Raw genomic sequence first — 18938 nt, forward strand, 5'->3', positions numbered from 1 at the left:
GGAGGAAGGGTCAGAGGGAGCCGACGAAGCGCTCCATCTTGTCCATTGCCTTCCGCAGGTCCTCGATGCCGGTGGCGTAACAGCAGCGGAGGAAGCCCTCGCCGCTGGTGCCGAAGGCACTGCCGGGCACGGCCGCGACGTTCTCCGCCTCCAGCAGGCCGGTGGCGAACTCCTTGCTGGAGAGCCCCGTCGAGCGGATGTCCGGGAAGACGTAGAAGGCACCGCCCGGCGTGTGGCAGGACAGGCCGATCTCATTGAGGCGCTTCACCAGGAAATCGCGGCGCTGGTGGTAGCTGTCCCGCATCATCTGCATGGCGGGCGTGCCGTTCTCCAGCGCTTCCAGCGCGGCGTTCTGGCTCATGATCGGAGCGCAGAGCATCGAGTACTGGTGGATCTTCATCATCGCCTCGATGATCGGCTGCGGCGCGCAGGCATAGCCGAGGCGGAAACCGGTCATCGCGAAGGCCTTCGAGAAGCCGTGGAGCAGGATCGTGCGCTCCTTCATGCCCGGCAGGGAGGCGATCGAGACGTGCTTCACGCCGTCGTAGCGCAGCTCGCTGTAGATCTCATCGGTCAGCACGATCAGGTCGTGCTCGATGCAGAGCTTGGCAATGCCCTCGAGATCCTCGTTGGTGGCGACCGCGCCCGTCGGGTTGGTCGGGAAATTCAGCATCAGCACGCGGCTGCGCGGTGTGATCGCGGCGGCGAGCGCCTCGGGCTTCAGCGAGAAACCGTTCTCCTTCTTCGTCTCCACCGACACCGCGTTGCCATAGGCCATCACGATGCTCGGGCTGTAGGACACGTAGCACGGCTCGTGGAAGATCACCTCGTCGCCCGGATTGAGCAGCGCGCGCAGGGCGAGGTCGATCGCCTCGGACACGCCGACGGTGACGAGTACCTCCTTCGAGGCTTCATACTGCACGTCGAAAAACTCGCCGACGTAGCGGGAGATGGCCTTGCGCAGCGAGAGCAGGCCGAGGTTCGAGGTGTAGGTCGTCTGCCCCTTCTCCAGCGAGTAGATGGCGGCCTCCCGGATGTGCCAGGGAGTGACGAAGTCCGGCTCGCCGACGCCGAGGGAGATGACGCCCTCGCGGCCTTGGACGAGCTCGAAGAAGTCGCGGATACCCGATCGCGGGATCCCCGCGACATTGCGCGCGATTTTAGTGGAATAATCCATGGTGGTGGTGGGATGCGGTTGGTTGGAGATCTACTGCCGGGCAATCGCCGGCTTGAGATCACCAATCGCGACTACCCATTCCTCTCTCACGGAGAGACGGCGAGGCGCTCGGCTCGGGCTTCCTGGTCGAAGAGGAACCCGTTTTCCTTATACGTCTTCAGCCGGAAATGCGTGGCGGTGGAGAGCACGCCATCGAGGGTGCTGAGCTTTTCGGACACGAAGCGGGCCACCTCGCGGAGGTCGCCGCCTTCCACCACGACCATCAGGTCGTAGCCGCCGCTGGCCAGGTAGCAGCTCGTCACCTGGTCGAAACGCGCGATGCGCATCGCGAGGCGGTCGAAGCCGCCGCCGCGCTCCGGAGTCACCTTCACCTCGATGAAGGCGGACACGGAGTCACCGTCCGCGCGCTCCGGATCGACCACGGCCTGGTAGCCTAGGATCGTGCCGTCCTTTTCCCACGCGGCAATGCGGACATTGACCTGGTCCGGGGAAATGGACAGCAGTTCGGCGAGCTGCTCGTGCGAGTAGCGGGCCTTGCTGCGGAGGAGCTGAAGGAGCGGATCGGTGGACATGCGGAAAAGTTCCAATGGGAGGTAGCCGGAGGCGTTTTAGCGGAAGTCGTCCTCCCGTCACGCCCGATTTACCCTGAAATATAGGTCCTATAGGACTTATAGGACCTATACGGAGAAAACACCCGTCAGTCGCCGAGGCAGATCCCCACCGCGCGGGCGGCCTGGACCAGCTCGCTGTCCGGCTCGACGAGGCGCAGCTTGTTCACCGCGTCCTGGATCGGCACCGAGCCGACGTGATAGGACTGGTAGCTGACCATGCGGCCGAACTCACCTTCGGACGCCAACTTCACCGCCATCACGCCGAAGCGCATGCCGAGGATGCGGTCGAGGGAGGTCGGGGCACCGCCGCGCTGGAGGTGACCGAGCGTGCAGGAGCGGGTTTCCTTGCCGGTGAGGGCTTCCAGGCGCTTCGCCACCACGTCGCCCACACCGCCGAGACGGACTTCACCGCCGGAGTTCGGGTCGACGCTGACGATGTCGCCCTGCGGCAGGCACGCGCCTTCCGCCACCACCACGAGGGTGCTGTGGTACCCTTGGGCGTCGCGGGCCTTGATGTGCTCGGCGACCTTTTCGAAACTGAAGGGGATTTCCGGCAGGAGCACCACGCTGGCACCACCGGCGATGCCGCCCCACAGGGCGATCCAACCGGCGTGGCGGCCCATGACCTCGAGAACCATGACACGCTTGTGGCTTTCCGCCGTGGTCTGGAGGCGGTCCAGGCCATCGACCACCGAATTCACCGCGCTGTCGAAACCGAAGGTCATCGCCGTGGCGTGGAGGTCGTTGTCGATCGTCTTCGGCACGCCGATGATCGGCCAACCCTCGCGGTAAAGCTGGAGGCCGGTGGTCAGCGAGCCGTCGCCCCCCACGATGACCAGCGCGCTGATCTCGAGCTGGTCCATGGTGCGCTTGGCTTTCGCCACGATTTCCGGCGGCACTTCGGCGATGTCGCCCTTGCCGACCTTGGCGGCGAAGTGGCCCTTGTTGGTGGTGCCGAGGATCGTGCCACCCATTTTCAGGATGCCGACGGTGTCCTTCGGGGTGAGAACGGTGTAATCGCCCGGAGGCAGGAGGCCTTCGAAGCCATCCCGGAATCCGATCACTTCCCAACCGAGTTCATCGGCCGCGCCGACAACCCCGTGAATGACCGCGTTCAGACCGGGGCAGTCCCCGCCGCTGTTCAGGATACCAATGCGCATGAGTGTCTTAGATTTCGGGTATTTGGGAAGTGTTCCGGGAACGAGCCGGATTTTGGGTCAGAGAGGGTCTTCCGCCTTGAGCAGTTCGCGGCGGGGATCCTGCACCGGAGCACCGCTCGCCAGCCACTGGTCGTAGATGCCCCAGCCCTGTTCGATCAGGGCGCGGGCGCGGTTGAAGCGGTCCGGGCTGTTCAGCACCACGGCGATCACGCGGCGCGGGGTCACGCCCTTGCTGCCGTCCGGCTTCTTGCGGACCAGCGGCTCGCGCTCCTGGCAGGCGGAAACACAGGGACCGGCGGCGTTGGTGGTGCCGGTTTTCACACCCAGCATGCCTTCCTGACCGATTAGTTCGTTGGTGTTGCGCACCGTGAAGGAACGGGCACCGCCCGCACCGTTGACGGTCACCTTGCGGTCCTTCTGGCGCACGATGTAGGAGAACGCCGCGCGGCGCATCGCGTAGATCGAGATCCGGGTCATGTCCGCGGCGGTCGAGACGCCCACCCGCTGGCCGGGGAGCTCCAGGCCGTGGGGATTGGTGAAGGTCGTCTGGCTCATCCCGAGCGCACGGGCGAGGCGGTTCATTTCCGCCACGTAGGCCGCCACCGGATCGCCCCCACCGCCGCGGCGGCTCAGGAAATCACGGCCGATGTGGTCGGCGATCGTTTGCGCGGCGAGATTGTCCGAACCGAGCAGGGCCGAGGCCAGCGCGTCCCGCAGGCTGAGGCGGTCGCCCGGCTGGAGACGCATCGGGTTCGGGCCGCCGATGGTGGCCACGGAGTCCGGCACGGTGAGCATGACCGTGGCGATGTCGGTCTGGCTGGCATTCGCCCAGTCCACGGCGAGAGCGCCGGTGGCGATCTTGGTGAGGCTGGCGACCGGGCGCTTCGTGCCCGCGTTCGCGGCGACCAGGATTTTGCCCGACCACGCCTCCACGACCATCACGCTTTCAGGCGCTTGCGCGGCGACAAAGGAGGGGGCTGAGAGCATCAGCAATGGCACCAGACGGGAGAAAAAGGGCTTGAGCATGGCTGTCCGGCGCGAATCTATCGACCGCCGCCCCCGACTCAACCCCAAAGGCGACCGATTGGGAGGTTGAATATCAGGAAAGGCAAATTTCCACCCGATTGAGGGGGCATTTTGCATGCCAGCCCCCCTGCTCATCTTCTCGCGCGTGTTGTAGAAGGGCGGTTAATGCCTTGCCAATCTTTCTCGAAGCCTTAGCTTCCCGCGGCAGCAGGATCTTTCCCACCACCCCGGATGCCCGAAACCGGCCCCATGACCATCCTATTGGCCGCCCCGAGTGGAGCGCCCGCCGGTCGCCGCATCCTTGGAACTGGAAAGATTTCTGCCCACGGGCGGCGGCGCAAGCCGGCCGGCACGGATTCCCAGGAACGCCCATGTACTCCAGCGGCAGTTCCTCCCGGCACCAAAAAGCCGGACCATCCCTGCCTCGCCGGTCCGCACGCTGGACCCTCCCAACACCGCCGGGCCTCATCCGCCCGCCGCGCCGGTCCGCCCGCAACCCCGACCCACGCGACAACACCATGTCCAACGCAACACAAGACTCCCAGAATCCGGGACGCAAGCGTCGCCGCCGCAACCGCGGTGGCCAGAACCGCAACAACAACCAACAGAATCCCCAGAACCGCCAGGGCGGTCAGGGTGGCCCACGCCGTGAAGGCGGAAACCGCGAAGGTGGCAACCGTGACGGCGGCCGCCGCGAAGGTGGCACCCGCGATGGCGGCAACCGCGGCTTCCGCGAACGCCGCCCGATGCCCCAGCCAGCCAAGCTGACCTGGTGGCAGAAGATCCTGAAGGCCATCGGCCTCTACAAGGAGCCCGTCCGCCCCACCCGCCAGGAGCGCCAGCAGGACCGCACCAAGGATGCGCCGCAGCAGGAGCGCGCGGCCCAGCCGGTGAAGTCCAACATCCGCATCGCCCGCCCGCAGGAGCGCAAGGAACAAGGCCCGGTCGAATCCCCGCGCCTCTACCTCGGCAACCTCTCCTACGAGGTCACTGAAAGCGACCTGACCGACCTCTTCAAGGGCATCGGCGGCGTCCGCAACGTCGAAGTCGTCTACAACCGCAACACCCACCGCTCCAAGGGCTACGGGTTCGTTGAAATGCTCCACGTCGATGACGCCAAGCGCGCCATTGAGGTTCTCCACGACCAATTCTTCATGGGCCGCAAGCTCAGCGTCTCCGGCGCGAAGTCGAAGGGCTTCGACGAACGCGAGGACAAGGAAGAGCGTGAGGAACGCCAGGAGCGCCGCCAAGAGCGCCCGCAGAAGCCGACCGGTGCCGTCGTTTCCGCTGCCTCCGCCGTCGCCGCCGTGGCCGCCGCCCCGGCTGTCGTCGCTGCCGTCGAAACTCCCGCCGCCGAAGCTGCCGCTCCGGTGACCGAGCCCGCCCCCGCTCCGGTGACCGAAGCCGCCCCCGCCCCGGTGGTGGAGGAAGCCGCTCCGGTCGTGGCCGAGGTGACGGAAGCCGCTCCGGTGGAAACCGCCCCGGTGGTGGCCGAAGCCGCCCCTGCCGAGGAGGCCGCTCCCGCCGAGCAGAAGAACGAGATCGCCTGATCCCGATCGTTTCATTCAAAGCCCCCGCCCGGTTCGTCCGCGGCGGGGGTTTTTGTTTTTGAATCCGGAGCCCGGCACGGACCATGGTCGCTCGAGATTTGAGCGCCGCCCCACCAACCCCCATTTACGTCTGCGGCCCCACCGCCTCCGGAAAAACCGCGCTCGCGCTGGAACTCGCCGCACGCCACGACGGCGAGATCGTCAATGCCGACGCATTCCAGCTTTACCACGGGCTGGAGATCCTGACCGCCGCGCCCTCGGCGGAGGAGCGCGCGGTCGTGCCGCACCATTTGTTCAGCGTGCTCGACCCCGCCACTCCGAATGACGCGCAGTCCTACGTCCGGCTGGCCACTCCGGTGATCGCGGAAATCGCCTCGCGCGGCCGCACCCCGATCGTCACCGGCGGCTCCGGGCTTTATCTGAAATTCCTCACCCACGGTGCCTCGCCCCTCCCCACCGGCGACGCCGCGCTGCGGGCGGAACTGGACGCCCTGCCGCTGGAAGATCTGGTGGAGGAACTCCGGAGACTCGATCCCGTGGAAGCCTCCCGCACTCCTCTCCAGAACCGCCGCTACGTGAGCCGTGCCGTGGAGATCTGCCGCCTCACCGGCGGGAAGGCCTCGGAACTCCGCGACCAGTGGGAAACGGCCACCGCCTCGAAAACCGCCGCCCTTCACGGCTACGTCATCCATCGTAGCCGGCCGGACCTGCACGCCCGGATCGCCCGGCGGACGCGGGCTATGCTCGAGGGCGGAGCCATCGACGAAGTCGCCGCGCTGGAATCGGTTTCCACCACCTTTGAGAAAGCGATCGGCTTCCGCGAGATTCGCGCGCTGATCCGTGGCGAGATCGACCGCGCCACGTGCGAGGAACAGATCAATGCCGCCACCCGCCAGTATGCGAAGCGGCAGGAGACGTGGTTCAAGCGCGAGAGCTGGCTCACGCCTCACACGCCCGAGCTATGATCGGAGCTGGAGCTTTAATTTTCCATCCGTCAACCTGCGCGGGATGTCCTCCTCTCGTTTCCGCCGGGTAAAAGCCGTGCTGTGGCTCGCCGTGCTTCTCATGGCCCTCGCCCAATGCCTGCCGTGGGAACACGTGCCACTGAAGTTCTGGCGTAGTGAATCCATCGCGGAGGGAGAGACTGCCACCAAACAGGTTCTTCATCGCTGGAGATTCGTCCAATCTCCGATCCTCCCACCAAGCACCGGACACAGCGTCTGGTACGGAGTCATCGATTCCCGCATTGTCTCAGCACAAAAACATCCGAAGGCATTCCCCACCTATCAGATACCGGATCTCTGGTTCTACGCCCGCAGCCTGATTGACCAACGGCCCAATCTGGCGTGGCTGGTCTCAAGCCCCTTCCCCCTCATGTTGCTCGTCATCTGGCCCGTCGCCTTCATCGCCCTGATCGCGATGCCATTCCTCGCCGGTCCGCTCGGACACTCACGCGCCACACTCTGGCTCTTCCGCGCGCTCGCGGCAATCATGCTGGTCTGGCTCATCCGGAATCTTTTCATCGCCTTCACCGGCATCTCCGCCCTGCAGGAATACGAGCGCATCGGCTCCGGCTATTACCTGACCCTGGCGGCACTGGTGGTGGAAATCGTGGGACTCTTCCTCATCCCGGACTCCTCCGGAATGCATCCACCCGCACGCGATGACAATTTACTACATCTATAGTAGCCAAACCGCCCCCTCACCCCCTCCCCTCATGCCTGGCCCGGTATTCCTTCGTGGTCTGGCCGGTGTATTTCTTGAAGACCCGGTAGAAATGCAGCGCGTCCGGGAAGCCCACGCGCCCCGCCACCATCGCCGCGCTGTCGTCCTCCTCCCGCAGCAGCTTCGCCGCCCGGTCCATCTTGATCCGCAGGATCTCCCGCCCCACGCCGCGGCCGCACGCCTTCTCGAACCTCCGCTGCAGCGAGGCCCGTGACACCCCCACCGCCGCCGCGACCTCCTCCACCCCCAGTGGGCGGTGCATCTGGTTCTCGATGAAATGCACCGCCTGCACCACCACGCTGTCGCGGGACGAGTGCAGGCTCGTGCTGGCCCGCTCGATGACCCCCTTCACCGGTGAATACAGCGGTTCGGAGGACATCTCCCCTCCCGCCATCAGATAGCGCAGCAGGGCCGCCGCTTGATAGCCGCGGTCCTCCAGGCCCATGTCGATCGTCGAAAGCGGGATCTCGGCGAACACCGAATGCACCTCATGGTTGTAGCATCCCAGGATCGCCACGTCCTGCGGCACGGCCCATCCGGCATCGAGACACACCTCCAGCACTTGCTCCGAGTAGTGGTCGAAGGAGCAAAAGACCCCCAGCGGTTTCGGCAGCGCCTCCAGTTGCCGACGGATCTCCACCATCCGGGCCGCCTTGTGGTCGCGGATCTCCAGCAGTGTCCACGGAATCTCCCGGTCTTCCGCCACCTCGCGGAACCCCGCGATGCGGAGATCGTCGTGCCACGTCCGCCCCCAGCACACGTGCAGCCAGTGGCGGCGTTCCAAGCCAGCCAGGTACTCCCCCGCCAACCGCCCGGAAGCCCGCGCGTCCGGCAGCAACCGCAGTGCCGGCATTCCTGGTCGGCTCAAGCTCAGTTCCACCGTGGGCAACCCCAGCGACATCAGGTGGTCGGTCATTCCGCTGCCGGCATCCTCCTCCGGCTCCACCATCGATATGATCCCGTCCGCCTGAAGCATTTCCGCGTGCTGCCAGGAGTGCGGCAGCAGCAGCCGCACCCGCCAACCGTGCTGCCGACCGAAGCGCAGGATGCCGCGGTGCATGCGCTCATCATACACATACGTCCCGTAGAGGATCGTGGGGCGGCCCTTTTTCATGAGACGAATATGCATGAAATAAAGACGTAGGTCCATACTCCGCATGCAATTTCTGTGCGATGAACAGGCTCGCATGCATCAGACCCGCAGAATCCCCCTCACCGCCGTCGGCCTGCTCCTGACGGCACCCCTCACCGTTCACGCGAAAACGTGGACCGGCACCACTTCCGCCGCTTGGAACGTGGACACCAACTGGCTGGAAGGAACGCAACCCGCGTCCGGAGAAGCCGTCACCTTTGATTCCAATTCGACCGCGAACCTCTCCAACACCTTGGAAGGCGCGTTCACCGTCTCCGGTGTCTCCGTGGCCAGCCCCACCGGAAAGGTCACCATCGCCAATGGCACCGGAGGCACCCTTGCCATCGGCGCCAGCGGAATCGACCTAAGCGCCGCCACCCAGGATCTGGCGTTCAGCTTCACCGCGAACAGCCTGGTGTCCTTCGGGGCCGACCAGACCTTCAACGTCGCCGCGTCCCGGACGCTCTCGTTCACCGGCACCGCCAACAACCGCACCTTCGGCCTCGGCTCGCGCACGCTCACCAAGACCGGCACCGGCTCGCTGACCTTCGGCCCGGGCGTGAGCCTCGCCAGCGGCACCTTCGATCTCCAAGGCGGCACCACCACCCTTACCGCAGGGAACAACATCAGCACCACCACCGCCTCCACCGTATCCTACAAGGTGGGCAGCGGCGCGACCCTCGCCCTCATCTGGAACTCCGGCACGCTGACCTCCGCCAGTCCGATCACGCTGAATGGCGGGGCGATCGCCACCAGCGGCGGTTCCAGCCCGGTGCTCTCCGGCCAGATCACCGGCACCGGCGGCACCATCACCGCCACCCAAAGCTCCACCGGCACGATCACGGACACGTTTTCCGGCGGCTTCAGCGGCTCGGGCACCTTCGACCTGAAGTGCCACCTGACCAGCAGCACCACCCACGCGTTCGTCTTCTCCGGAAACAACAGCGGCTTCAGCGGCACCTTCAACCTCAACGGAACCACCGGCACCCGCACGGTGCGGCTCACCAACGCCAACGCGGGCAGCACCACCGCCACCTGGAACGTCCAGGCCGGAAACACCCTGCAGGTGAACAATGTCTCGGTGGGCCTCGGCAATCTCAGCATCCTTTCCGGCGGAACGGGCACGTTCCTCACCGGCAGCACCGTCGCCTTCGGCGCGACCAAGACCGTGCTGGTGGACGCCCAGGCCACCACCACCAACACCACGCTGACCGTGGCGGGCACGGTCAATCACGCCGGTGCCTTCACCGCTGGCCGGGCTTCCGTGGTGAATCTGAACTCCGGCGCGGCCTGGAACCATTCCGGGGATTTCACGGTCGCAGGAAACGGCGGCTTCGGGGCCAACACCACCGTGAACACCGGGGCTACCCTGACCTACACGGGAGCTAACACGATCAAGCTCAACCCCGGCACCTCCAGCAACGGCACGCTCACGGTGAACGGTGGAACACTTTCCACCCTCGCTCCCTTCCAGAGCACCGTGGCCTCGACCACCCCGGGCGCTTTCAATGGCGTGGTGGTGCTCCAGAACGCCGGCACGCTGAAACTCGGAGCGGACGTCGCGGACGTGACCACCGCTCCCACCGGCACCGCCACCAAGGTGCTCTTCCAGCTCGGCACCGGTGGCGGCACGATCGATACCAACGGGTTCACCGCCACCGTCAGCCAGAACATCACCGGCGCGGGCGCGCTCACCAAGGCGGGCACCGGCACCCTCTTCCTCACCGGCACCAACACCTACACCGGGGACACCACGGTGAGCGCCGGCACGCTGTCGCTCGGCACGGCCTCGCTGGCCAATGCCTCCAAGGTCAACCTCGCCGCCACGGCCACGCTCGACCTCACTCACGCCGCCACGGACACCATCGACCAGCTCTTCATCGATGGTGTCCAGCAGGTCGCGGGCATCTGGGGCAGCCCCACCTCCGGCGCGGCCCACACGTCACCGCGCATCACCGGCACCGGCCTGCTCAATGTCGCCACCGGCCCTCCGGGCTACGCTTCATGGGCGGCGGGCAAAGGGCTGACGACCGGTGTCAACGACGGCTTCGCGGACGATCCGGACGGCGACGGCCGGATCAACCTCGCGGAGTTCGCGCTCGATGGCTCGCCGCTTTCGGGAGCGTCCACCGGCAAGGTCGTGGGCAAGGTCGCCACGCTGACCATTTCGTCCGTTTCCCAAACGGTGCAAACCCTCACCCTCCCCGTGCGTGGCACTCCGGCCTTCAGCGGCAACCCGCAACTCGTGTCCGAAGCCGTCGATGGCGTGATCTACCAGATCGAGTCGGCGGTGGATCTCGTCCACTGGAACCTCGTTCCCGTGCAAGAAGTTCCCTCCGCGGATGCCTCCACCTTCCAAGGCACCTTGAATCTACCGGCGCTTTCCACCGGTTGGACCTACCGCACGTTCTACGTGCCCTCGTCCGACCCCGCTTCCAACTCCGCGCTCTTCATCCGAGCCAAGCTCAGCAGCACGCCCTGATCCCTTTCCCGGGTAATGCAATAAGACCTGGCGACCGGGGGGACGGCAGCTCTCCCGGTCGCCTTGCCCAACCGTTGCATTCCTGCTTGCAGGCACCTGCCGCGGACGCTCGACTGATCGCGTATGTTTGTCTCCTTTGGCCAGTTGTCTGGCGGTCGCTCCGGCCGCATTCTCGCCGCCGCCCTGTGCGGGCTCACGGCCTGTGGTTCCCTTCACGCCCAGGAACCGTCCCCGGTCTCCGGCAAGCACACCTTCGCCCTCGGAACGGAGGATTTCCTGCTCGATGGAAAGCCGATCCAGATCCGCAGCGGCGAGCTCCATCCCGGCCGCATCCCGAAGGAATACTGGCGCCACCGCCTCCAGATGGTGAAGGCCTCCGGCATGAACACCGTGGCCGTCTACCTGTTCTGGAACCAGTTCGAGGAAACCCAGGGCACGTTCGATTTCAAAACCGGCGAGCGCGACATCGCCGCCTTCCTGAAGATGGCCCAGGAGGAAGGCCTGTGGGTGCTGCTCCGCCCCGGTCCATACGTCTGCGGCGAGTGGGACCTGGGCGGCATCCCCGCCTACCTGATGCGGGATCCGAAGGTGCAGCTCCGCTCCTCCGCGGATCAGGCTTACATGAGCGCCGTCCAGCGCTACGTCGAGCACCTCGTTCCGGTGGTGAAGCCGTTCCTCGTCACCCAGGGCGGCCCGGTCGTGATGGTCCAGGTGGAGAACGAGTTCGGCAGCTACGGTGAAGACCGTAAATACCTCGAAACCCTCCACGGCCTGTGGAAGCAGAACGGCATCGATGTCCCCTTCTACACCGCGGACGGCCCCTCGGACAAGATGATGAAGAACGGCACCGTGCCCGGCTGCGCCGTGGGCCTGGACGCCGGCACCGATGAGAAGCACTGGGAGATCGCGCGGAAATACAACCCAGGGGTGCCCGTCTTCAGCAGCGAGACCTACCCCGGCTGGCTCACCCACTGGGGCGAGAAATGGCAGAACGTCCCCGCGCCGAAGGTCGTCGGCTACACCAAGTGGTACATGGAGAAGAAGAAGTCCTTCAACTTCTACGTCTTCCACGGCGGCACCAACTTCGGCTTCACCGCCGGGGCCAACGACGGCGGCAAGGGCAAGTACCAGGCGGACATCACCAGCTACGACTACGACGCCATCCTCACCGAGCAGGGCCGCCCGACGGAGAAGTTCAACGGCATCCGCGAGACCATCGCCGCCGCGCTGCCCGACCTGAAGCTCCCGCCCGTACCGGAACCGATCCCGGCCATCGACGTGCCGGAGTTCAAGCTCGAGGCCTACGCCACCCTCCAGGACAACGTCCCGCCGCTCAAGCCCACGTCCCTCGACCAACCGAAGTCCTTCGAGGAGCTCGGCGAGTTCCACCAGGGCCTGATGCTCTACGGCACCACCCTGCCCGGCAATCAGGGCGGCAAGCTCGACTTCGGTGCCACCGGCGTGCGCGACTACGGCCTCGTCTTCCTCGATGGCAAGTTCATCGGCAAGCTCGACCGCAACCTCGCCGAGACCACGATCGACCTCCCCGCCACCACCACCGACAAGCCACAGCTCACCGTGCTGGTCGAAGCCATGGGCCACATCAACTTCGGCCGCCAGATGTCCGGCGACCGCAAGGGCCTTCTCGGTCCCGTGAAGCTCGGTGACGCCGCCCTCACCGGTTGGACCGCCCGCCCGATCCCGCTCGCGGATTCCCACATCGCCGCGCTCAAGCCCGGCAAGGTGGAGGCCGATGCCAAGGGCGTGTTCTTCAAGGGCAGCTTCACGCTGGAGAAGCCCGCCGACACCTTCCTCGACCTCTCCGCCTACAAGAAAGGCGTCGTCTGGGTGAACGGCCACAACCTCGGCCGCTTCTGGGAAATCGGGCCGCAAAAACGCCTTTTCTGCCCGGCCCCGTGGCTGAAGGCCGGCAAGAACGAGGTGATCGTCCTCGACCTGCTCCAGGCCACGCCCGCCACGATCAGCGGCAAGACCACGCTGCGCTGAAGCCATTCACACGAAAGCCGCGGCCAGAACAGGCCGCGGCTTTCTTGTATCGCATGGTCTGTATCAAACCTCGTCCCCCGCGCTCTGCGGTTTGAAGATCAGGGTCAGCCCTAGGATGATGGCGAGATAAGGACGGCTACCCGCGAAATGGGTCGCCACGCCCCAGCCCACTCCGGAGAGCACGGCGATGATTCCCACGATCCGTGGCAGTTTCATCCCGGGCCGCCGGGAGCCGATCTCACGGCCCGCCCGTGCCTGATGGTAGATCCGCTCGATGTCGGACTGGGGAAGTTGGTTCTCGAGTCCCTTCGCCTTCAATTGCTCGCGGATGCCGAAAAGCGAGTCGCCTTTCAAAGTGAGGTTCTGGACCAGCTCGATGGTCTCCTTCTCACGGTTGTCGTCCACCAGCGGACCGGGAAATGATTGCATGCCCTCTCATCCTGCAACGGTCCGCTGGAGACGAGTCCAAAAGGCAACCGGACGCTTATCCGGCGGCCTCCATTTCATCCGCCGCGGTCTCCAGCACCACCGCCAGGCGGCGCAGGTCGCGGGAACGGCGGACATGCAGCACCTCCTCCGCGCCGATCGTCAGCGCGGCGTGGCCGCTCTTGCTGACCTCGACGCGGACCGGGGTATTCGTACCCACCGTTTCGCGGAAGGACACGAGGCGCTCGACGCCGCCGGAATCAACCGGGCCTCGTCCTTGATTCAAGCGCACGATCTCCGAGTCGAAGGGCGCGGCATAGTGGTTCGATTCAACCCGCCCGCCCGGGCGCAGCGAGGACGCCCACACGGTGGAATTCTCGTCCGCCACCCAGCCATCGAAGTGGCCGTTCGGATGCGGACGTTTGAAGGAACCTCCCCGGCCCAGATACACCGCCCCCGCGGGAAGCGGCGGCAGGAACGAAGGCACGGGTGGCAACTCGGGTGCAATGGTGGTTTCAGTCATGGTTCGATGGATGTTCAGGATTCAAGCCGCCACAGCGGCAGGAAGGGGTTGGACGCGGCAGGCCGGGCAGAACGAGCCCGCCTCCTCGCCGGCGATCGCCAGCTCCCGGGCGAGGGAGGCGCGGTCGGCCTCCACGTCGTGCTCGATCTCGGTTTCATGGAGCGCCCCGCAGCAGGAGCAGGCCTGTTTGAGGGAAAAGCCGTGGATGATGTAGAACGGGTTCATGATTGGGGTGTGGTGGATGGGATCGCTTCCAGTCGGATATGGGCGGTCCGCCGCTCCAGCAGCTGCTCCGCCACCCAGCGCTCCAGCAAGGCCGAGAGGCTGCAACCGCGCTCCCCGGCCTCCCGCCGCGCCGCGGCCAGGAGTTCACGGTCCAGCGACAAGGTGGTGGCGGTCTTCTTCGGGAGCTGGTTCATGGCGGGAGAGGGCGGGAAAGGCGGTCCGGGGACCCGGGTGATGTCGTCCGTCAAGCGGACATTGGTGTGATACACCAAATCCGATCGTCCGGGCGATGATTTTTCTTCGGTATTTTATAGGATGGTGTATTAGTCACCGCATGAGCAACGAATCGCGTCACGGCAAACGGGCGACGGGCAAGACCCAGACCAGCATCAGCATGCGGGAGGACCTGCTGGAGGCGGCGAAGCGTCAGGCCGAGACGGAGGGAAGATCGCTCTCGAACTGGATCGAGCAGATGCTCAAGGAGCGCTTCCCCGAGTCCGTCACGCCCCCACTCCCCACGTCAGCGAAGCGTGGTAAGAAGTGACTTCGGAACGCGCGGCATCCATGTATTCAATTGAACACCCGGAAGCCTCCGCGACCAGGCCGAAAAGGTAATAACTTCGGTAATACGCTTCGTACCGCCGAAGGATCGGCTACGCCACCAGCCGCGCCAGTTTCTCTGGATTCCGCACCACGTAGACCGAGCGGATCGCCCCCTCCTCGATCCCGAAGAGCAGGACATCCGTGGCCTTGCCGGCGGAGAAATAGGCGAAGCCGGGCAGGCCATTGAACACCACCTCCCGCGCCTCGTCCGGGAGCGCCTTCCGCCGCGTGAGGCTCTCGAACATCCGCGCGATCTTGTCGTGTCCGAAGATGCGCCTGCGGGCCGCCCGCACCGGGCCGCCATCGGAAAACAACACCGCACCCGGCTGGAGCAGCTTCTTCAGCCCCGCCAGATCGCCGTTCCGCGCCGCGTTCAGGAACGCCCGCGACAAGCGGCTCCCCTCCTCCGCCCCGACCTTGAAGCGCGGAGCCTCGTCCTTCAGATGCGAACGCGCCCGCGACGCCAGTTGCCGACAGGTCGCCTCCGGTTTCTCCAAAAAATCCGCCACCTGCGCGAAGCTCTCGCCGAACACATCGTGCAGCAGGAAGGCGGCACGCTCCAGGGGCGAAAGCCGCTCCATCGCGTGCAGGACCGCGTATCCCACGTCCTCCGTGGCCTCGCCACCCGCCGACCACAGATCGTCCGGCATGGGTTCCGGCAGCCATTCGCCGACGTACGTCTCACGCCTTACCCGCGCCGATTTCCGGTGGTCCAGGCACAACCGCGTGACGATCTTCGCCAGGAATGCCTTCGGAGACTCCACGCTGGTGTCGGCCGCCGACCACCGCAGCCACGCGTCCTGCACCACATCCTCGGCATCGCTGAGCGTGCCGAGCATGCGGTAGGCGAGCGACCGCAGGAACGGCCGGTGTTCTTCGAAGACGGCGGCTGGATCGGGCATCAGGCTTGCGCCGCAGGATGGATGGCGCGGAACGAGATCGCCAGTCGATTCCAGAGATTGATCATGCCGATCGCGATGGTGAGTTGAGCCTGCTGTCCATCGGAGAAATGGCGGGCCAGCTCCTCATACACGTCATCCGGCGCGTGGGTTTCGGAGATCAGCGTCACGGCCTCCGTCCACGCCAGCGCCGCGCGCTCGGCATCGGTGTAGAGCGGGGACTCGCGCCAAGCGCTGAGCAGGTAGATACGCTGTTCGGTCTCGCCCTTGGCACGGGCTTCCTTCGTGTGCATGTCGATGCAATAGGCGCAGCCATTGATCTGGGAGGCACGGATCTTGACCAGTTCCCACAGCGTGGGATCGATGCCGGAGTTGCGCACGTGCATCTCCAGCTTCAGCACGGCCTGGTATCCGGCCGGGTCGGCCTTCGAGTAGTCCAATCGAGGTTGCATGATCGTCGTCAGGTTCGCCATTCAGCGGCGTTCAAGGACAGGACGAGACAGCCTCCGAAAACGTGACACGCGGGATGAAAAAAATCTGCTGCTCAGGGTTTGATCCCGATCACCATCGAGTCCGGTCCCAGCAGCGGCTCCACCCGGCAATCGGTGAAACCCGCCTCCGTCAGCCAGCCGATGCAATCGGCCCCGGTGTAATCGAACCCGCCCTGGGTCTCGATCAGCATGTTCAGGCTCATCATCAGACCGAAGGCGTTGCGCGAGCGGTCGTCGTCGATGATCGAGTCGTAGATCACCACCGCTCCGCCGGACGGCAGGGCACGGTAGGCCTTTTCCAACAGCATCCGCTTCGTCGGCAGGTCCCAATCGTGGAGGATGTGGCCCATCAGGATCACGTCCGCCTGCGGCAGTTCATCGGTGAAGAAACTCCCGGCCTTGAATTCCACCCGGCCGACCAGATGGTTCTCCGCGATGTAGTCCTCGAAAATCGGTGCCACCTCCGGCAAGTCATAACCGATGCCGTGCATGTGGGGGTTCGCCAGCCCGATCTGGGTGACGAGATCGCCCTGAGCCGAGCCAATGTCCGCGCAGGTCCTGTAGCCGCTCCACGGGAACTGCCGCGCGATGGCCAGGTTCGCGCCGCGGCTCACCCCGGTCATCGCGCACAGGAACTCACGGAGCTTGAGCGGGTCCTCGTAAAGGGCGGGGAAGAGATCGACCTCCCCCTTCACCTCGTTCTGCGGCTCGCCGGTACGGAGCCCGGTGGTCAGGGCACCCCAGAACGGATACAGCCGGTTGTTCGCCATCTCCAGGATACCGCCGATGTAGGAAGGCTTCGCCTTGTCGAGGAACAGCTCGGTTTCCGGCGTGTTCGCATACACCCCGCCATCCCGCTTCAGGAAACCGAGCGCCACCAGCGTGTCGAAAAAATCACGCGCCCCGCGCGGATGCAGGCCATGTCGGCCCACCAGGGTTTCGAGCGTAGCCGGCTCCTTGGCCAGGCCAGTGAAGACTTCCAGTTCCACGGCACTGAGCAGCGTTTTCGCCGGCCAGAACGCGAAGCCGGTCTGCAGGATATGATCGGGAGAAAGGGACATGATTGCCCCTAACAAAAACCGACGCCGCGAGCAAGATACCCGTTTCCACCGCCGCACGCCCACATTCGCTTCGCCCTTCCGCAGGTGGACGGTAATATGACCACATGGATCCCTTGGAACGCGGACGCCTGCGGGTGGTGGTGGCGACGATCGTCCTCGATGTCGTCGCGGTGGCGCTGTTCACCCTGCTGCCGTGGTCGGACTGGCGCACGGGGGTCACGCTCAATCTGGTGGGAAACGCCATGCTCCTCGGATTCATCTGGCGCACCGGTGACAAGCTCCTGCCGCGGTTCATGCTCTACGGCCTCGTGGCCGGTCTCGTCGAACTCGCGGCGGACGCGTGGCTGGTCGGCGTCACCCGCACGCTCGATTACTCGGTCGGCGGCGGCCCGATGTTGTGGAAATCCCCGCTGTGGATGCCGCTGGCCTGGGAAGTGGTGGTCGTGCAGCTCGGCTACGTCGGTCTGCGTCTGTGGGAGCGGTTTGGCGCGAAGGGCCTGCTGGCCATCGGCGTGATGGGCGCGATCAATATTCCCTACTACGAGGAAATGGCCCGCCACATCCACTGGTGGACCTACAGCGGCTGCCGCATGATCGCTCATACGCCCTGGTATATCATCTTGGGAGAGTTCGGCATCGCCATCGGCCTGGCCGTGCTGGCGAAGCCCCTGCGGACCGGCAACGCTCGCACGGCCATCCTAGCCGGCATCGCGGGAGGCGCGGCGATCTTCCTCTGCTACGCGCTGGCCTTCCTCGCCATCGACGGCTGGCCGCGCTGAATCACCGGCCCGGATCCTTGTACACCGGTGGGGGAGCCACGGGTGGCTTCACCGGCTTTCGAACGGTGGGAGCCGGCATGGCGGGCGAGGGCGCCCCCGGGCTCGCGTCCTCCTCCGCCGCCTTCGGCGTGGCCAACCGCATCTGTGGACGCGTGAATCCGGGCAGTTCCTCCTGCGGCTTCAACGGCGGAAAAATAAGACTCCACAGCAGATAGGCCACGAAGAACAGCGCGAGCACGCCGAACAGGACCATCCCGAGTTTGGAGCCGGTGGATTTCAACACCCGGCGAAGGTGTCTGCCACCCGGCCCGTGGGGAAGCCCGAATCCACCGTGCCCCGATCGTTCTTCATCGCCGGAACATCCGGAATCGCGTAGCAGGACACCGATGCCTCAAGACCCCATCCCCGGGCCCTCGCGGCGCGCGTTCATGCTGGTGGCAGGACTCACCGGCCTGACCGGGCTGGTCATCCAAGCCCACGTCACCTGGCACCTCGCCTTTTTCCGCGGCTGGTCCACCGCCACCGTGGTGGCGAAGTATCTCAGCTACTTCACGATCCTCACAAACATCCTGCTCGCCGTCTCCTTCCTCATCGGAAGTCTCGCTCCACGGACCCGAGCCGGGACCTTCGCCAACCGCCCCGCCACCGCCTCCGCCTTGCTCGTTTACATCGCCATCGTCGGCATCGTTTACGTCCTCGTGCTGGCCGGGCTGTGGAAACCCCAGGGCTTGCAATGGTGGGCAGACATTCTCCTCCACTACGCCACTCCGGTCCTTTGTTTGATCCACTGGATCCTGTTCGTTCCCAAAACCCGGCTGCCCTGGACAGCACCGCTGCGCTGGTTGGGCTATCCGGCGCTCTATCTCGTCTGGGCGCTGATCCATGGCGGCCAGACTGGCCACTACGCCTATCCCTTCATCGACCTGAAGGCCCTCGGCGCGGGCCGCGTCTTGGTGAACTGCCTGGCCATGACCGGAGCGTTCCTGCTCGTCGGGCTCCTGCTCACCACCATCAGCCGGAAACTCTCCGACCGGAACTCCAGCTCCTGAAAACAAGAAAGG

General features: G+C 65.4%; 21 protein-coding genes. 8 read left to right on the forward strand and 13 right to left on the reverse strand.

Features of this window, described 5'->3' with window-relative positions:
• Positions 1–10 precede the first annotated feature (10 nt).
• The 4 genes from llg_RS20670 to llg_RS20685 form a co-directional block, all read right to left on the reverse strand.
• Positions 11–1177, reverse strand: coding sequence for an aminotransferase class I/II-fold pyridoxal phosphate-dependent enzyme (locus tag llg_RS20670; protein ID WP_338286944.1), 1167 nt, complete (start codon positions 1175–1177; stop codon positions 11–13).
• A gap of 86 nt (positions 1178–1263) precedes the next feature.
• The gene (locus tag llg_RS20675) at positions 1264–1749 is read right to left on the reverse strand and encodes an Lrp/AsnC family transcriptional regulator (RefSeq protein WP_338286945.1); all 486 of its coding nucleotides are present in this window, start codon (positions 1747–1749) and stop codon (positions 1264–1266) included.
• Between the two features lie 125 nt (positions 1750–1874).
• Positions 1875–2948 carry an ATP-dependent 6-phosphofructokinase gene (locus llg_RS20680; protein ID WP_338286946.1) on the reverse strand — a complete coding sequence of 358 codons (1074 nt, stop codon included), beginning with the start codon at positions 2946–2948 and terminating at the stop codon, positions 1875–1877.
• 57 nt (positions 2949–3005) lie between these two features.
• Entirely contained in the window at positions 3006–3974 is a 969-nt protein-coding gene (locus tag llg_RS20685) for a serine hydrolase (RefSeq protein WP_338286947.1), read from the reverse strand.
• A gap of 518 nt (positions 3975–4492) precedes the next feature.
• On the opposite strand from llg_RS20685, the gene llg_RS20690 reads away from it, so the two are divergent.
• The 3 genes from llg_RS20690 (at position 4493) to llg_RS20700 (ending at position 7210) form a co-directional block, all read left to right on the forward strand.
• Positions 4493–5524, forward strand: coding sequence for an RNA-binding protein (locus llg_RS20690; protein WP_338286948.1), 1032 nt, complete (start codon positions 4493–4495; stop codon positions 5522–5524).
• Positions 5525–5607: 83 nt separating this feature from the next.
• Complete coding sequence (gene miaA / locus llg_RS20695) at positions 5608–6489, forward strand: tRNA (adenosine(37)-N6)-dimethylallyltransferase MiaA (protein ID WP_338286950.1); 882 nt, start codon at positions 5608–5610, stop codon at positions 6487–6489.
• 76 nt (positions 6490–6565) lie between these two features.
• The gene (locus llg_RS20700) at positions 6566–7210 is read left to right on the forward strand and encodes a hypothetical protein (protein WP_338286951.1); all 645 of its coding nucleotides are present in this window, start codon (positions 6566–6568) and stop codon (positions 7208–7210) included.
• Between the two features lie 16 nt (positions 7211–7226).
• On the opposite strand, the gene llg_RS20705 is transcribed toward llg_RS20700, so the two are convergent.
• The gene (locus llg_RS20705; protein WP_338286952.1) at positions 7227–8363 is read right to left on the reverse strand and encodes a substrate-binding domain-containing protein; all 1137 of its coding nucleotides are present in this window, start codon (positions 8361–8363) and stop codon (positions 7227–7229) included.
• A 73-nt stretch (positions 8364–8436) separates the two neighbouring features.
• Here llg_RS20705 and llg_RS20710 point away from each other — a divergent pair, with 73 nt between their 5' ends.
• Together llg_RS20710 and llg_RS20715 are read left to right on the forward strand one after the other, a co-directional pair.
• Positions 8437–10863 (forward strand): autotransporter-associated beta strand repeat-containing protein, encoded by a 2427-nt coding sequence (locus tag llg_RS20710; protein WP_338286953.1) that lies wholly within the window; start codon positions 8437–8439, stop codon positions 10861–10863.
• Positions 10864–10986: 123 nt separating this feature from the next.
• A complete protein-coding gene (locus llg_RS20715) occupies positions 10987–12870 on the forward strand; it encodes a beta-galactosidase family protein (RefSeq protein WP_338286954.1) in 1884 nt (627 codons plus the stop codon).
• A gap of 63 nt (positions 12871–12933) precedes the next feature.
• On the opposite strand, the gene llg_RS20720 is transcribed toward llg_RS20715, so the two are convergent.
• From llg_RS20720 to llg_RS20735, 4 genes are read right to left on the reverse strand one after another with little or no spacing between them, the layout of a single operon-like run.
• The gene (locus llg_RS20720; RefSeq protein WP_338286955.1) at positions 12934–13299 is read right to left on the reverse strand and encodes a hypothetical protein; all 366 of its coding nucleotides are present in this window, start codon (positions 13297–13299) and stop codon (positions 12934–12936) included.
• Between the two features lie 55 nt (positions 13300–13354).
• Entirely contained in the window at positions 13355–13819 is a 465-nt protein-coding gene (locus llg_RS20725; protein WP_338286956.1) for a hypothetical protein, read from the reverse strand.
• A gap of 21 nt (positions 13820–13840) precedes the next feature.
• Entirely contained in the window at positions 13841–14044 is a 204-nt protein-coding gene (locus tag llg_RS20730) for a hypothetical protein (RefSeq protein WP_338286957.1), read from the reverse strand.
• The gene (locus llg_RS20735) at positions 14041–14238 is read right to left on the reverse strand and encodes a hypothetical protein (protein WP_338286958.1); all 198 of its coding nucleotides are present in this window, start codon (positions 14236–14238) and stop codon (positions 14041–14043) included. Before llg_RS20735 ends, llg_RS20730 begins: the two co-directional genes overlap by 4 nt.
• 140 nt (positions 14239–14378) lie before the next feature.
• Here llg_RS20735 and llg_RS20740 point away from each other — a divergent pair, with 140 nt between their 5' ends.
• Positions 14379–14588, forward strand: a complete 210-nt coding sequence (locus llg_RS20740) for a DUF6364 family protein (protein WP_338286959.1) — start codon at positions 14379–14381, stop codon at positions 14586–14588.
• A 109-nt stretch (positions 14589–14697) separates the two neighbouring features.
• Here the strand turns inward: llg_RS20740 and sigJ are convergent, their stop codons facing one another.
• From sigJ to llg_RS20755, 3 genes are all read right to left on the reverse strand, one after another.
• Positions 14698–15549 (reverse strand): RNA polymerase sigma factor SigJ, encoded by an 852-nt coding sequence (gene sigJ, locus llg_RS20745; protein ID WP_338286960.1) that lies wholly within the window; start codon positions 15547–15549, stop codon positions 14698–14700.
• Positions 15549–15998 carry a carboxymuconolactone decarboxylase family protein gene (locus llg_RS20750; RefSeq protein ID WP_338286961.1) on the reverse strand — a complete coding sequence of 150 codons (450 nt, stop codon included), beginning with the start codon at positions 15996–15998 and terminating at the stop codon, positions 15549–15551. The genes sigJ and llg_RS20750 overlap by 1 nt, the downstream gene beginning before the upstream one ends.
• Positions 15999–16090: 92 nt before the next feature.
• The gene (locus llg_RS20755; RefSeq protein ID WP_338286962.1) at positions 16091–17098 is read right to left on the reverse strand and encodes a methyltransferase; all 1008 of its coding nucleotides are present in this window, start codon (positions 17096–17098) and stop codon (positions 16091–16093) included.
• A gap of 104 nt (positions 17099–17202) precedes the next feature.
• On the opposite strand from llg_RS20755, the gene llg_RS20760 reads away from it, so the two are divergent.
• On the forward strand, positions 17203–17877 hold the full coding sequence (locus llg_RS20760) for a hypothetical protein (protein ID WP_338286963.1): 675 nt from the start codon (positions 17203–17205) through the stop codon (positions 17875–17877).
• Position 17878: 1 nt separating this feature from the next.
• Here the strand turns inward: llg_RS20760 and llg_RS20765 are convergent, their stop codons facing one another.
• A complete protein-coding gene (locus llg_RS20765) occupies positions 17879–18160 on the reverse strand; it encodes a hypothetical protein (protein WP_338286964.1) in 282 nt (93 codons plus the stop codon).
• A 103-nt stretch (positions 18161–18263) separates the two neighbouring features.
• On the opposite strand from llg_RS20765, the gene llg_RS20770 reads away from it, so the two are divergent.
• On the forward strand, positions 18264–18926 hold the full coding sequence (locus llg_RS20770) for a Pr6Pr family membrane protein (protein WP_338286965.1): 663 nt from the start codon (positions 18264–18266) through the stop codon (positions 18924–18926).
• The last annotated feature ends 12 nt before the right edge of the window (positions 18927–18938 follow it).

The sequence above is a fragment of the Luteolibacter sp. LG18 genome, from assembly GCF_036322585.1.
Classification (GTDB): Bacteria; Verrucomicrobiota; Verrucomicrobiia; order Verrucomicrobiales; family Akkermansiaceae; genus Luteolibacter.